The sequence below is a fragment of the Corynebacterium sp. MSK008 genome, assembly GCF_030232585.1.
Lineage (GTDB): Bacteria > Actinomycetota > Actinomycetes > Mycobacteriales > Mycobacteriaceae > Corynebacterium.
On sequence record NZ_JASPJX010000002.1, the window covers coordinates 16,857 to 29,648 of the forward strand.

The following is a 12,792-nucleotide window of genomic DNA, read 5'->3' on the forward strand; positions in this document are numbered from 1 at the left end:
ATGGGTAGTGCTAGCTCTACCCCGCTACGCTTTCGGACATGCGGCGAAGAATAAACCACGAGCAGCGGGCTTCCACCAAGATCCACCAGCTCACCGCGTCGCGGCGCAAAATTGCGGAGGCGTACGAGGTAGAGCGCCTGCGCATCGAGCGCGACTTGCACGACGGCGCGCAGCAGCATTTCGTGGCCGCGGCGATGAAGCTGGGTGAGGCCAGGCTCGACGTCGATTCGCCGCTTCTCGACGACGCCGCGCGCGACCTCCACAACGGCCTCGATGCACTCAGGAGAACCGTGCGCGGCATCCACCCGCGCGAGCTATCGGACCACGGGCTCATCGCCGCGATCGAAACGGCCGCCGCGCAGTACGGCCCGCACGTCACGGTCCGCGCGCCGCACGCGCTGCCGCGTATCGACGACTCCGTCACCGCCGCCGCCTACTTCTTCACCGCCGAAGCACTCACCAACGCCGCGAAGCATGCACCACAGCAACCGGTCAGCGTGTTAGTGACCTGCGACCACACCTTGAACATCTCGGTCACCGACCAGGGCGGCGGCAACGCGCGCATCACCCCTGGCGGTGGGCTCGACGGGATGCGGGAACGGATCGCGGCGTTCGGCGGCGAGCTGGAACTGCACTCGCCGGCCGGTGGCCCCACCACCGTTGCCGCGCGTATTCCGTTGCTGTTGTTCCGGGGAGAAAGTGGGATTGTGCCATGAGGATTGCCATCGCGGACGACTCCGCACTGCTGCGGGAAGGCGTTGCCGGCCTACTCACCCGGCGCGGCCACGAGGTTGTGGCGCAGGTGGGCAGCGCAGATCAGGTACAGGGGGTCGTCGATACGCATGCGCCCGACCTGGTGATCACAGACGTGCGGATGCCACCGAACATGCGTGACGACGGCCTCCAAGCCGCACTGGCGCTACGCAAGCAGGGCCCGATCAACGTGCTGGTGCTCTCGCAGTACGTCGCGCCCGCCTACGCGCGGGAACTGTTCTCCGGTGGCGACGGCGGCACCGGCTACCTGCTCAAGGACCGTGTCGCCGAAGTGAAAGACTTCATCCAGGCGTGCGAAACCGTGGCGACCGGCGGTGTGGTTATCGACCCGGACGTCGCCAGCGCATTGATGGCCGCGAGCTCGCGTTGGCTGACCACGCTCACCCCGCGCGAGATGGAGGTACTCGAGCACATGGCGGAGGGCCTGTCCAACGCGCAGATCGCCGAGAAGCTCTACCTCTCTGGCGCAGCGGTGGCGAAGCACGTTTCCAGTATCTTCTCCAAGCTGGGTCTCACCCCGGACGAGGACAACCGTCGAGTACGGGCAATCCTGATGTACCTGGCAGAACGTGGAGTTGGGTAGCGTATGCGAAACTGTTACGTATGACTACCGCTTACCACCCCGACGAGCAGTCGGTCGGGCAAACTGCTGCCCGGACCGTCGCAGCCGGGCTCGCCGGCGGCGTGATCGCCCTGGCCGCCTGGTTCGTGCTGCACAAGATCTCGCTGCCGGCGTTTAACACGTCGATGGTGACCAGGTCTTTGGCCACCGCCGCGTCCTTCGTCTGCATCGGCGTCGGCGTCGTTCTGGCTGTGCTGTGGACGAAGGGCAAGAAGCCCTGGATTTCCTCGGCCGTGATGTCGTTGGTGCCGGCGGGGCTGGTGGTGTCGTCGATCGGCATCCCTCTGGGCGCGACCCGGCTGTACCTGGACGGTATCCAGGTGGACCAGGGCTTCCGCACCCAGTTCCTGTCGCGCATGACGGAGAACCTGGGCCACGCGGATATGGCGTACAAGGACCTGCCCACCTTCTACCCCATGGGCTGGTTCTGGCTGGGCGGCCGCACCGCCAACGTGCTGGGTATGCAGGGCTGGGAGGTGTACCAGCCGTTCGCGATCGCGACGCTGGCGGCGGCCGCGGCGATGCTCACACCGGTGTGGCGCAGGCTCACCGGCTCGCTGCCCACCGCGCTCGCGATTGCCACGGTGACCACGGCGGTTGTGCTCACGGAGGTGCCGGAGGAGCCCTACGCGGCGGTGGTGGCCATGTTCGTGCCGGCGGCGGCGGTGATGTCCTACCGGGCGGTCAACGGCTCGTGGGCGTCCACTATTGCACTGGCCCTCTACCTGGGTATTTCCGCCAGCTTCTACACCTTGTTCACTGCGATTGCGGCGCTGACCATGGTGGTGCTGGCCGTCATCCACGCCTTTACCAAGCACTCCATTCAGCCGCTGGTGCACCTGCTGGTCACGGGCCTGGGCTCGCTCGCTATCGCCGCGATCTCCTGGGGCCCGTACGTCTGGCGTGTGATCACCGGCGACGAGCAGCTGGAGTCCACGGCGAATCACTTCCTGCCCATCGAAGGCACGTACTTCCCGCTGCCGTTCCTGTCGTTCTCGCTGATCGGGCTGTTGTCCATGATCGGGTTGATCTACCTGATTTACAGGATCAAGGAGCCTGAGTTGGCGGCCCTTGGTGCGTCGATAGGCGTGTGCTACCTGTGGGCGCTCGCGTCGATGGCGATCACCCTGCTGGGCACCTCTCTTTTGGGCTTCCGCCTCGAGGTGCTGATTGTGGCGCTGTTTGCCACCCTCGGCGTGATTGCGATCTCGGAGTTCGGGCTGAACAAGTACACCACCGCCGTCGCCGCGATCCTGGCGGTGGGTGCGCTGCAGATGGTGCAGAACATCCCGGTGGAAAACGAGGACTACATCGACCAGGCCTACGCCGACACCGACGGCAACGGCGAGCGCGCGGACCGCTTCCCGCCGGACGCGGGCCGCTACTACCAGGAGATGGCCGACTTCATCGAGGAACACGGCCACATGAAGAACGACGCGGTGATCTACACCGACGAGATCAACTTCATGGCCTTCCAGCCCTTCTACGCGTTTAACGCCTACACCAGCCACTACGCCAACCCGCTGGGTGAGTTCGAGCACCGCAACGACGAGCTGAAGCAGTGGGCGGAGATCTCCTACGACGATCCGGAGAAGTTCACCGAGGCGGTGGACAACTCGCAGTGGGAGCCGCCGGTGGCGTTCGTGTTCCGCGACAACGGCAAGGACGGGCTGAAGACCCACATCGCGCACGACATTTACCCGAGCCAGCCGAATGTGCGCTACGAGGGCCTGTTCTTCAACCCAGACGCATTTACCCAGGACTGGGACGTCGAGCAGTTCGGCCCGTTTGCTGTGGCGGTGAGGAAGTAAGGTGTCCGCTGTGAAAAGAGTCCAGACCACCGCGACTGTCGCGGGTTTGATCGCGTTTGTCCTGCTGTTGCTCGTGCCGTTTCTGCCGGTCAAGCAGACGGAATCTTCCGTGTCGTGGCCGCAGAATGGCTCGGTGGCGTCCGTGAACGCGCCGCTGATTTCGCTGGCGCCGCAGCAGCTCGATGTCACCGTGCCGCTTTCGGCTATCGACGAGCTCCGCGAGGGCCAGTCGTTGCTTTTGGGCACGCTGCCTGAGGGTTCCCCGAAGGCCAGCGACCGCGGTTTCTTTGTCACCTCGCCCGACGGCGGCCTTGTGGTCAGCTCGCTGAACGAGGTGCTGCTGCAGCTCACCCCGGCGCAGGTGGCGAAGCTCCCGGATGACGCGAAGCTTGAGGCCCACCTTGCGCACGACCTCACCACCGTGGAGGTCCCGGGAACCGAATACTCCGACGATGAGGATTACCGCCCGCAGCTCACCGGCATCTACACCGAGCTCAAGGATGAGCAGCAGCTTATTAGCGCAGGCCTGTCGGCCCACGTCGACATCAACTCCCGCTTCACCTCCCAGCCGACTCTGATCAAGACGCTGGCGATGGTGCTCGGACTGATCAGCGCACTGATCTCCCTGGCCGCGCTGCGGAAAATGGACCGCCCAGCCCCGCGCCTGCGCCGCCAGGGGCTCAAGCCTCTCGACGGCCTGGTGGCCGCCGTACTCGGCTTCTGGCACATCTTCGGCGCCAACACCTCCGACGACGGCTACCTGCTCACCATGGCGCGCGTGGCCGCCAACACGGACTACATGGCCAACTACTACCGCTGGTACGGCGTGCCGGAGGCACCGTTCGGCTCGCCGTTCTACGACCTGCTGGCGTTGCTGTCGCAGGTCACCACGGCGTCGATGTGGATGCGCCTGCCGGCGCTGTTTGCGGGCTTGGGCACGTGGTGGCTGCTCTCACGCGAGATCCTGCCGAAGCTCGGCCCCGCGGTTGCTGAAAGAAGGGTCGCCCACTGGACTGCGGCGCTGGTGTTCCTGGCGTTCTGGCTGCCGTACAACAACGGCACCCGTCCGGAGCCGATCATCGCGTTTGGCCTGATGGCCACCTGGGCGCTGTTTGAGCGCGCCATGGAAACCGACCGCCTGGTCCCCGCCGCGTGGGGCACCGTGGTGGCGGCGCTGACCCTGGCGTGCGGCCCGACCGGCCTCGCGGCTGTGGGCGTGTTCCTGATTTCTTTGCCCTGGGTGTTGGGGACCATTGGGCGTCGAGAGGCAAAGCTTGCGAACGTCGCGCCGTTTATGGGCGCGGGCATGGCTGTGATGGCGCCGGTGTTCAAGGACCAGACACTGGCGAGTGTGCTGGAGGCGACCGCGGTGCGCTCCGAGGTGGGCCCCGCAATGCACTGGTTTGAGGAGTGGAGCCGCTACTCCGTGCTGTTCGAGCAGACGGTGGACGGCTCATTGGCGCGCCGCTTCCCCATGTTCGTGCTGCTTCTGTGCATCGGCCTGACCCTGTGGTGGTTCGCCCGAGGCGGTGAAAGGACAAAGACCGCGCAGCGCATGATGCTGATCATCGGCTTTTCCACCTTCTTCCTCATGTTCACGCCGACGAAGTGGACCCACCACTTCGGCATCTACGCGGGCCTCGGCGCGGCGATCGCGGCGTACGGGTCGGTGGTGCTCTCGCGCATCGCACTCCAGTCCAAGCGCAACCGCTCCTTTGCCACGGCCGCGGTGCTGTTCCTGCTGGCCCTGACGCTGGCGGGCTGGAACGGCTGGTGGTACGTGTCCTCCTACGCGGTGCCATGGTGGGACCGCACCCCGCAGCTGAAGGCCGTGGAGTTCAACACCATTGTCCTGGCCATCGCGCTCGTGGTGTTCGTGGTGGGCGTGGTGCAGTCCATGCGCCCGCCGAAGCCTGTGGACGCCTCCCGCTGGGCCGGCGTCATGTCCGCCCCCATCGCCGTGGCGGCGGCGCTGATTGTGGCGCTGTCCTGCCTGACGTTTGTGAAGTCCTTCATCTCCCAGGCACCGGACTACTCGGTGGGCATGGGCAACGTGCGCACCTTCGCGGGCGAGCGTTGCGCCCAGGGCGCGGACGTGCTGTTGGAGGAGGACACCAACGACGCATTCCTTTCGCCTATCGACGGCGTCCCGCTCGGCCGCTCCCTGGATTCCGGCGACAACCACGGGTTCCACCCCGACGGCGTGCCGGCCTTCATCGCGTCCGAAAACGCCGACACGTCGGATTCGAGCAACCAGCAGATCCAGGACGACGACACCGCCGACGTGGACCCCAGCTCCGACGAGGCGCAGTCCACCTCGCGCGTGAACACGCAGGGCAACCGACCGCGCTCGATGCGCGGCGTGAACGGTTCGACGGTGCGCCTGCCGTTCGGCCTGGACTACACCCGCGTGCCCGTGCTGGGCACCTTCGAGGACGAGCCGACCCAGTCGGCCGAGCTGGAAACCTCCTGGTTCGACCTGCCATCCGTTTCCGAGGAGCGCCCGCTGCTGGTGACGTCCGTGGCCGGCCGCATCAAGCACCACGACATCAACGGCATCGAGCAGGAGGGCAACGAGCTGGAGCTGCAGTACGGCCGCAAGACTGACGGTGGCGTGCAGAAGCTCGGCGCGGTGGAGATGCTGGACCAGGGCCCGACCCCGCAGTGGCGCAACCTGCGCTACCCAATTGCAGACCTGCCCGAGGAGGCTGACGTGGTGCGCCTGGTGGCCAAGGACACCTCCTTGGCGGAGAAGGACTGGCTGGCCGTGACCCCGCTACGCAACCCGAAGCTTACGGAGCTGAACACCATGTTCGACTCCGAAACCCCGGGCCTTCTGGACTGGACGGTGGCGTTCCAGTACCCCTGCCAGCGCCCCTTCTACCACCACGCAGGCGTGGACGAGATCCCGGAGTTCCGCATCATGCCGGACGCCCCGGGCAAGGAGCAGCTCTCCGGGTTCATGGACTTCCTCGGCGGCGGCTCGCTCGCCCCGGTTGAGGCCGTGAACACCTCCTACGAGGTGCCGGGCTACCTCAGGGGCGACTGGCAGCGCGACTGGGGTTCTGTGGCCAAGTACGAGCGCCGCACCAACTCCGCCGGCGAGGCCCCCGCCCTGGCGCAGGTGGACCTGGAAGAAACCACCAGGTGGGGCCTGTACACTCCTGGACCGATGAAGGTGCGCGACCCGGACGAATAAAAGGTACAATCCCCTCGCTATGAAACTGCCAAAAATCGCCGCCGCCGCTGCCCTGCTGTTCTCCCTGGTAGCCACCCCCGCCCAGGCCCAGGCTCAGCAGAGCTGCGCCGCGCACTACCTAGTCGCGGTGCCGGGCGGCGCCAACACGGCAGAGGGCATCCCGGACTACGTGCCGCACGGCGGCAACGTGTTCATGACCGGCGTGCTCACCCGCCTGGGCACCGGCGGGGAGATTCAGCCGCGGTGGGTGTCCTACCCCTCCACCCCGTTCGCCACCTCGGAGTACGAGAAGTCCAAGGCGGGCGGCCTCAAGCGCGCACGATCCACTGTATCCCGGCTGGCCAACGCGTGCCCTAACGCGAAGTTCAGCTTCACCGGCTACTCGCTTGGCGCGGACATCGCCGCCACGATCACCAGCGACATCGCCAATGGGCGCGGCCCGATCGACCCGGAGCGCGTTTCCGGTGTTGCGCTGTTTGCCAACCCGCACCAGGGCGGCAACGGCGCGGTCCTCTCCGCGGGCACGTCCCCGCATTCGCGCGGCTCGCTGGGCTCGCTTCCGGACGGCTACGGGGTGCTCGGCCCGCGCGTGCTGGAGATCTGCCGCGTCGACGACCTGGTGTGCTCCATGCAGGAATCGCACCGCGGCCTGGTCGCCCCCGCCATGCGCACCAACCTGGCCGCCGGTCGCGTGCCGCTCGCCGAGTTCAACGTGCTGTTCCGTGCGCTCGGTCTGAAGTCTCTGGGTGTCTTCTCCGACATCGGCTCCCACGGCGGCTACACCCTGGCCCAGCAGCGCGAGGCCAGCAACTGGATCATCGAGCAGTCCCAGGCCCCCATCCAAATTCCCGTTCCGGCTGTAGAGTTGGGGCATGAATGACCTCTTTGAGCTTGTAAACGGCGCGTGGGCGAAAACCCACGAAATCCCCGCTGACCGCGGCATTGACGGCGCGTTCTACGTGCTGCGCGATAAGTCCGAGGAAGATGTCCGCGCCATCCTGGAGGAAGGTGCCGGCTTAGGCGGCGACCTGTTTAAGTCCTTCATGGACAACCCCGGCGACATCAGCTCCCTCGATCCCGACCTGGCCAGAATCGAGGTCGCGGACGTCGAAGGATTCGTGCGCGGCTTGGGTGAGCTGGAGCGCGTGGGCATCGGCGGGCCGGTGAGCTACTGGGTGGAAAAGGACTCGCAGGGCGAGGAGTCCGTCGCCTACATTTTCCAGTCCGGCCTGGGGCTGCCGGACGAGGCATACTACCGCGACGAGGACCACGCGGACACCCTCGCCGCCTACAAGAAGCACGTGGAGAAGATGCTCGGCTTCCTCGAGCCGAAGTACCTGCAGGGACTCACCCCCGAGATCGCTGCGGAGCGCATCGTCAACCTGGAGACCCAGCTGGCGGCCAGCCACTGGGACGTGGTCAAGGCGCGCGACGCGGTGGCCACCTACAACCCCACCGACCTTGAACAGATGCCGCCTTTGGTGCGCGTGCTTCTCGACGCCTCCGGTCTTTCCGGCAAAGTCGTCAACATGATGCCGTCGTTCGTTGAAGACCTGGACGGCATGCTGCGCCGGGAAACACTCGCGGACTGGCAGCTGTGGGCCGCGTGGAACATCCTGCGCTCCCGCGCCGGCGTGCTCTCCGAGGAGATCGGCAAGGCCAACTTCGAGTTTTATGGAAAGCATCTCTCCGGCGCCACCGAGCAGCGCGACCGGTGGAAGCGTGGGGTGGGGCTCGCGGAGAGCCTGGTTGGCGAGGATATTGGGCGGAGCTACGTCGAGAAGCATTTCCCGCCCTCCTCCAAGGAGAAGATGCTGGAGCTGGTGGAGTACCTGATCGCCGCCTACCGCTCCCGCATCCAGCAGCTGGAGTGGATGAGCGAGCCGACGAAGGAGCGCGCGCTGGAGAAGCTCGCGCAGTTCAACGCCAAGATCGGCTACCCGGAGAAGTGGCGCAGCTACGACGGCCTGGAGTTCGGCGAGGACCTGGTGGAGAATGTCCGCCGCGGCGCCGCATTCGAGCACGACTACCAGCTGTCCAAGATCGGCAAGGCCTCTGACCGGCAGGAATGGGTGTCTTCCCCGCAGACAGTCAACGCGTTTTACAACCCGGTGGTCAACGACATCACCTTCCCCGCCGCGATCCTGCAGCCGCCGTTCTTCGATCCGGACGCTGACGCTGCGGAGAACTTCGGCGCGATCGGCGCGGTGATCGGGCACGAGATCGGCCACGGCTTCGATGACCAGGGATCGCGTTACGACGGGCTGGGCAACCTCAACTCCTGGTGGACCGACGAGGACCGCGCCAACTTTGAGCAGCTGACCGCCAAGCTGGTGGGCCAGTTCAACGGCCTGGTGCCGTCGGTGCTGGAGGGCACGAAAACCAAGGGTGTCAACGGCGAGTTCACCCTCGGCGAGAACATCGGCGACCTCGGCGGCCTGGGCATCGCCGTGGTGGCCTACAAGAAGTACCTGGAAGACAACGGGCTCGACGACGAGCAGCCGCAGAAGTTCGGCGACTTGGACGGCGAGTTCACCGGCTTCCAGCGCCTGTTCCTGGCGTGGGCGCGGGTGTGGCGCTCCAAGGCGCGCCCGGAGATGGCCGCGCAGCTGCTCGCCATCGACCCGCACGCGCCGAACGAGTTCCGCTGCAACGTCATCGCCGCCAACATCGCCGAGTTCTACGAGGCGTTCGAGGTGGAGCCGGGCTCGAAGATGTGGATCGACCCCGAGGACAGGGTGACGATTTGGTAGAGCACATCAACGAACAGGGCGACCCGAACTTCAACGTCGGCGGGGTCAAACGCGACATGCCGCCGGAGCTGCAGCTGGAGCAGCTGGCGTCCTACATGCACGCCACCTACGAGGACGGGCCGAACTACCTGGCGCTGTTGCCGGACCGCATCACCCACGCCGCGATGCTCATGCTCGGCACCGCCGTCGACCACGCCCTGCCAGCAACAAAGTGGGCCGGCGGGGTCACAGTGGAGCCCCACGAGCTGGGCACTGTGTTCCGCCCGTCGGAGCCGAACGGCCGGTGGGCAGTCTCGCTTTGGGACGGCCCTGCCAACGCCAAAGACATGCTCTGGCGCCCGGACGTCGCCGCCGCCGCGGAGCTGTCCGGCACCACGATCTTGGACATGGACTCCGTGGCAGACGCAGCAAAGGCAGTTGAATTGGTCGGCGCCGAGGTGGTGTGGGCACTCGGGGATGTAGCGCTGCCGCCGGCAGATCGCTACATCGTCACCTTCCCCAACCGCCAGCCCTCAGTGGACGGGTTGATCCAGGTCAGGGCAGGATCGGGTCTCGAGGGCACCGAGTACCACGCCGACGGGTTCATCTCCACGCCGGCGGAGATCCGCCGCCGGGTCCAGGACGCTGCAGAGTTGCTTTAGTCCAGCACAGAGTCGGCTTCGTTGACCTCGTCGAAGGTGGGTTCTTCCACCTCGGCGAGGAAGAACTGGGCGCCGTTGGCGTCGTGCACGCCCGCAGTCCCGTTCTCGGGGCCGAACTCCACGCCGCCGCCCAGGTTTTCCACCTGTGTGCAGGCCGCGTCCACGTCGCGCACGCCGAAGTAGCTGAACCACTGGGCGTGCTCGCCGACGAACATGCCCAAAAACGGCGCGCCGTCCTCCAGCGCGATGAAGTAGCCGTCTTCCTCGCGGATCTCCCAGTCGAAGAGTTCGCCGTAGAAGTCGATGGCGTCCATGCTCGGCGCGGAGTACTCGTACCACACCGGCACACCCGGCTCACCTGCTGCGAAGAAGCGCTCCTCTGGGTCCTTCAGCCCGAACAGGCCGCCGGCGGGGTCCTGGCACAGGGTCACGGATTCATCTGCGCTGAGCACCTTGCCGCCCAGCTTTTCCACGTTCTCCGGGCTGCCGATAAAGGACGTCACCCACATGTCCATCTGCGCCGGCACGATGCCGGCCACCGGCAGGCCCTCCTTGCGGGCGGTGCCGTCCACGATCTCCCAGCCCAAAAGCTCGGAGTAAAAGTGGGTGGACTTGAGCTGGTTCTGGGTGACCAGGTCCTGCCAGAACGGCATGCCTTCTTTGCCTTCGAATGCGGGCATTACAGGTTCCTCCACTTCTCGGGGTCGAAGTCGTCGTTGGCGGTGCGTTCGTCGAAGTAGTCGCCGTCGTCGCCGTCGACTACTACCGTGGCTGAATCTGCGCCAAGGCCGACGGTATCGCCGTCGATAAGCGAGTGCCCCCTGGAGGTGACCACCTCGTTGTTGACGGTGACCTCGCCAGCGCTGATGGCTTCCTTCGCGTGGCCGCCGGATTCGGCGAGGTTGGCCAGTTTGAGAAATTGTCCGAGTTTGATCGTGTCGCCGGAAATGGGCACGTCGATATGCATGCAGGTTAGTCTAAGGCATGCGAAGAATCTGGGCGTTTACCCTGACCTTCCTGCTTGCCGGGTGTCAGGGCATAGATGGCGCCCGGTTCATGCCCACCTCGTGGAGGCCGCCGACTACCTCTAGCGTTCCGCCTGATCCACCGGCATGATGCTCATCGTGTCGATGTTCACGTGCGTCGGCAGGCTTGCCACCCACCGGACCGCCTCCGCGATGTCGTCCGCGTTGAGGTTCTGTTTGCCCTCGTAGACCTGGTTTGCGCGCTCCTCGTCGCCGCCAAACCTGTTGAGCGAGAAGTCCGTCTTCACTCGGCCCGGATCGATCTCGCACACGCGGATGTTGTTCTCCGCCTCCTCGCGCCTGAAAGCCCTGGTCACGCCGCGGAGTCCGTGCTTTGCGGCGTTGTATCCCGAGCCGCCCTTGTACGCGTCCGTGCCAGCCACCGAACCGATGTTCACCACCAGCCCGTTCGACGCCTTGAGCTGCGGGTACAGCGCGCGGGTGACGCGCATCGTGCCCATCACGTTGGTCTGGAACATCCACTCCCAGTCCGCGTCGTCCGCGTCGCGCAAGAAGTCCAGCTCCTTCGCGCCGCCGGCGTTGTTGACCAGCAGGTCCACGCGTTCAAGCTGCGCAAGCTTCTCGACGCTCCCCCGGTCCACCACGTCCAACTCCATCGCCACCCCGCCGATCTCGTCCGCAATCTGCTGGCACTTCTCCAGGCGCCGCGCCGCCACGACGACCTTCCAGCCGTCCTTAGCCAACGCCCTGCAGGTGGCCTCCCCGATGCCTGCCGATCCGCCAGTGACTACTGCTACCTTCTGCTCGCTCATGAGCCGAAGTGTAGGCCCTCCCACAGCATCCAGACTGCTAATGCGATGAAGATGCTGCCCGTGATGACGTCGATAAGCTTGCTGTACTTGGTTATCAGCTGCGACATCGCTTGGACTGCCAGCGCAAAGCCCACGAACCAGATGGTGCCGGTGAGGACCATGACTGGCGCGGCGACCCACCCGAGGTGCGCGAACTGCGCGAAGATGGCGCCGAAGAAGAGGATCGCCTTCGGGTTGGACAGGTTGGTGAGCAGACCCGTGAGCAACGGTCTTGGAACCTGCTGCGTGGCGGGGATTTCCGGGTCGGAGGCGCGGATGGCGCCGATGCCCATCCACAGCAGGTAGGCGCCGCCCACGATCTGCAGCACTGACAGGACCTGCGGAAACGCCTGGATCAACGCGCTTAAGCCCGCCAGGGATGCGACGATCCAGATGGTGTTGCCGAGCATGATGCCCAGCGCGCACATCACGCCAGCTCTTCGATCCTTCGACCCCACGCGGATGATCTGCACCAGGTCCGGGCCAGGGCTCGCGATCGCCGCCAGCCACACGCCGAGTAGCGCAATCATGTCGCCTCCATTTGCCGCATGGTGATGTTCAGCCGACCTTCGAGCAGGTCGGACGTGCCTTTTCTCGCGCCGAGCACGCCGTGTTTCGCCCTCCTGGCCGGCCCGCCAAAGACTACAACGTCGCCGGACAGCAGCAGCGTATCGCGCCCCGCGATGCGGAAGATCGTGTCCTGGCCGAACGACAGGCTGACCACCGCGTTTTCAGACTCCTCCTCCGCGTCCACGTGCTGCCCCATGCCCTTGCCCGGCGGGTAGAAGTTCACCAGCGCCGTCTCAATTCTCGGGGTCGGGCCGACTATCGGGTCTATTTCCCGCGCCTTCGCCATGACGTTGTCCGCGATGGCCTGGAAATTGTCCGGGATCGGCGGCACCGGGTAGCCGTCGACCTCCCTGACCATGCGGTACGGGTTCGTGGCCCAGAACCAGCCCAGCGAGAGCAGCCAGGCATCCATTTGGCCGTGGCCGACCTTTGGACGTCGCATAGCAACCGGCGTCCCCGCCACCTTCTTGGCCAGCTCGCGCGCCTGATTGACCAGTTCCTCCTGCTCTGCGGGCGTGAAAAAGGCAGGCAAATGGACCGCACCAGGGATGATGCGGGCGGGCGGCCGCGGAATGACGAGCACGG

General features: G+C 65.7%; 12 protein-coding genes. 7 read left to right on the forward strand and 5 right to left on the reverse strand.

What is annotated here, in order from left to right; all coding sequences use genetic code 11:
* The first annotated feature begins 38 nt into the window (after positions 1-38).
* The 7 genes from QP996_RS01770 to QP996_RS01800 are packed head-to-tail and all read left to right on the forward strand — an operon-like array spanning position 39 to position 9,800.
* Positions 39-716 (forward strand): sensor histidine kinase, encoded by a 678-nt coding sequence (locus QP996_RS01770; RefSeq protein WP_284870929.1) that lies wholly within the window; start codon positions 39-41, stop codon positions 714-716.
* The gene (locus QP996_RS01775) at positions 713-1,357 is read left to right on the forward strand and encodes a response regulator transcription factor (RefSeq protein ID WP_284870930.1); all 645 of its coding nucleotides are present in this window, start codon (positions 713-715) and stop codon (positions 1,355-1,357) included. The genes QP996_RS01770 and QP996_RS01775 overlap by 4 nt, the downstream gene beginning before the upstream one ends.
* 20 nt (positions 1,358-1,377) lie before the next feature.
* Positions 1,378-3,207: an arabinofuranosyltransferase gene (locus QP996_RS01780; RefSeq protein ID WP_284870931.1), complete on the forward strand. Its 1,830-nt coding sequence runs from the start codon at positions 1,378-1,380 to the stop codon at positions 3,205-3,207.
* Positions 3,208-3,217: 10 nt separating this feature from the next.
* Positions 3,218-6,406: an arabinosyltransferase domain-containing protein gene (locus QP996_RS01785; protein ID WP_284870932.1), complete on the forward strand. Its 3,189-nt coding sequence runs from the start codon at positions 3,218-3,220 to the stop codon at positions 6,404-6,406.
* A 19-nt stretch (positions 6,407-6,425) separates the two neighbouring features.
* Positions 6,426-7,286, forward strand: coding sequence for a cutinase family protein (locus QP996_RS01790; protein ID WP_284870933.1), 861 nt, complete (start codon positions 6,426-6,428; stop codon positions 7,284-7,286).
* Complete coding sequence (locus QP996_RS01795) at positions 7,279-9,159, forward strand: M13 family metallopeptidase (RefSeq protein ID WP_284870934.1); 1,881 nt, start codon at positions 7,279-7,281, stop codon at positions 9,157-9,159. The genes QP996_RS01790 and QP996_RS01795 overlap by 8 nt, the downstream gene beginning before the upstream one ends.
* Positions 9,153-9,800, forward strand: a complete 648-nt coding sequence (locus tag QP996_RS01800) for a hypothetical protein (RefSeq protein WP_284870935.1) — start codon at positions 9,153-9,155, stop codon at positions 9,798-9,800. The genes QP996_RS01795 and QP996_RS01800 overlap by 7 nt, the downstream gene beginning before the upstream one ends.
* On the opposite strand, the gene QP996_RS01805 is transcribed toward QP996_RS01800, so the two are convergent.
* The 5 genes from QP996_RS01805 to QP996_RS01825 all read right to left on the reverse strand — a co-directional run bounded on the left by QP996_RS01805 (position 9,797) and on the right by QP996_RS01825 (position 12,790).
* The gene (locus QP996_RS01805; RefSeq protein ID WP_284870936.1) at positions 9,797-10,480 is read right to left on the reverse strand and encodes a VOC family protein; all 684 of its coding nucleotides are present in this window, start codon (positions 10,478-10,480) and stop codon (positions 9,797-9,799) included. The two genes, QP996_RS01800 and QP996_RS01805, sit on opposite strands and share 4 nt — an antisense overlap.
* Entirely contained in the window at positions 10,480-10,767 is a 288-nt protein-coding gene (locus tag QP996_RS01810) for an RNA-binding S4 domain-containing protein (protein ID WP_269951670.1), read from the reverse strand. Before QP996_RS01810 ends, QP996_RS01805 begins: the two co-directional genes overlap by 1 nt.
* Positions 10,768-10,887: 120 nt before the next feature.
* On the reverse strand, positions 10,888-11,598 hold the full coding sequence (locus QP996_RS01815) for an SDR family oxidoreductase (RefSeq protein ID WP_284870937.1): 711 nt from the start codon (positions 11,596-11,598) through the stop codon (positions 10,888-10,890).
* A complete protein-coding gene (locus tag QP996_RS01820) occupies positions 11,595-12,167 on the reverse strand; it encodes a LysE family translocator (RefSeq protein ID WP_284870938.1) in 573 nt (190 codons plus the stop codon). The genes QP996_RS01815 and QP996_RS01820 overlap by 4 nt, the downstream gene beginning before the upstream one ends.
* Entirely contained in the window at positions 12,164-12,790 is a 627-nt protein-coding gene (locus tag QP996_RS01825) for an alpha-ketoglutarate-dependent dioxygenase AlkB (protein WP_284870939.1), read from the reverse strand. The genes QP996_RS01820 and QP996_RS01825 overlap by 4 nt, the downstream gene beginning before the upstream one ends.
* Positions 12,791-12,792 lie beyond the last annotated feature (2 nt).

Coding starts and splice junctions, on each gene's coding strand:
- QP996_RS01770 (WP_284870929.1), top strand. CDS start 39: ATGCGGCGAAGAATAAACCACGAGCAGCGGGCTTCCACCAAGATCCAC.
- QP996_RS01775 (WP_284870930.1), top strand. CDS start 713: ATGAGGATTGCCATCGCGGACGACTCCGCACTGCTGCGGGAAGGCGTT.
- QP996_RS01780 (WP_284870931.1), top strand. CDS start 1,378: ATGACTACCGCTTACCACCCCGACGAGCAGTCGGTCGGGCAAACTGCT.
- QP996_RS01790 (WP_284870933.1), top strand. CDS start 6,426: ATGAAACTGCCAAAAATCGCCGCCGCCGCTGCCCTGCTGTTCTCCCTG.
- QP996_RS01795 (WP_284870934.1), top strand. CDS start 7,279: ATGAATGACCTCTTTGAGCTTGTAAACGGCGCGTGGGCGAAAACCCAC.
- QP996_RS01805 (WP_284870936.1), bottom strand. CDS start 10,480: ATGCCCGCATTCGAAGGCAAAGAAGGCATGCCGTTCTGGCAGGACCTG.
- QP996_RS01810 (WP_269951670.1), bottom strand. CDS start 10,767: ATGCATATCGACGTGCCCATTTCCGGCGACACGATCAAACTCGGACAA.
- QP996_RS01815 (WP_284870937.1), bottom strand. CDS start 11,598: ATGAGCGAGCAGAAGGTAGCAGTAGTCACTGGCGGATCGGCAGGCATC.
- QP996_RS01820 (WP_284870938.1), bottom strand. CDS start 12,167: ATGATTGCGCTACTCGGCGTGTGGCTGGCGGCGATCGCGAGCCCTGGC.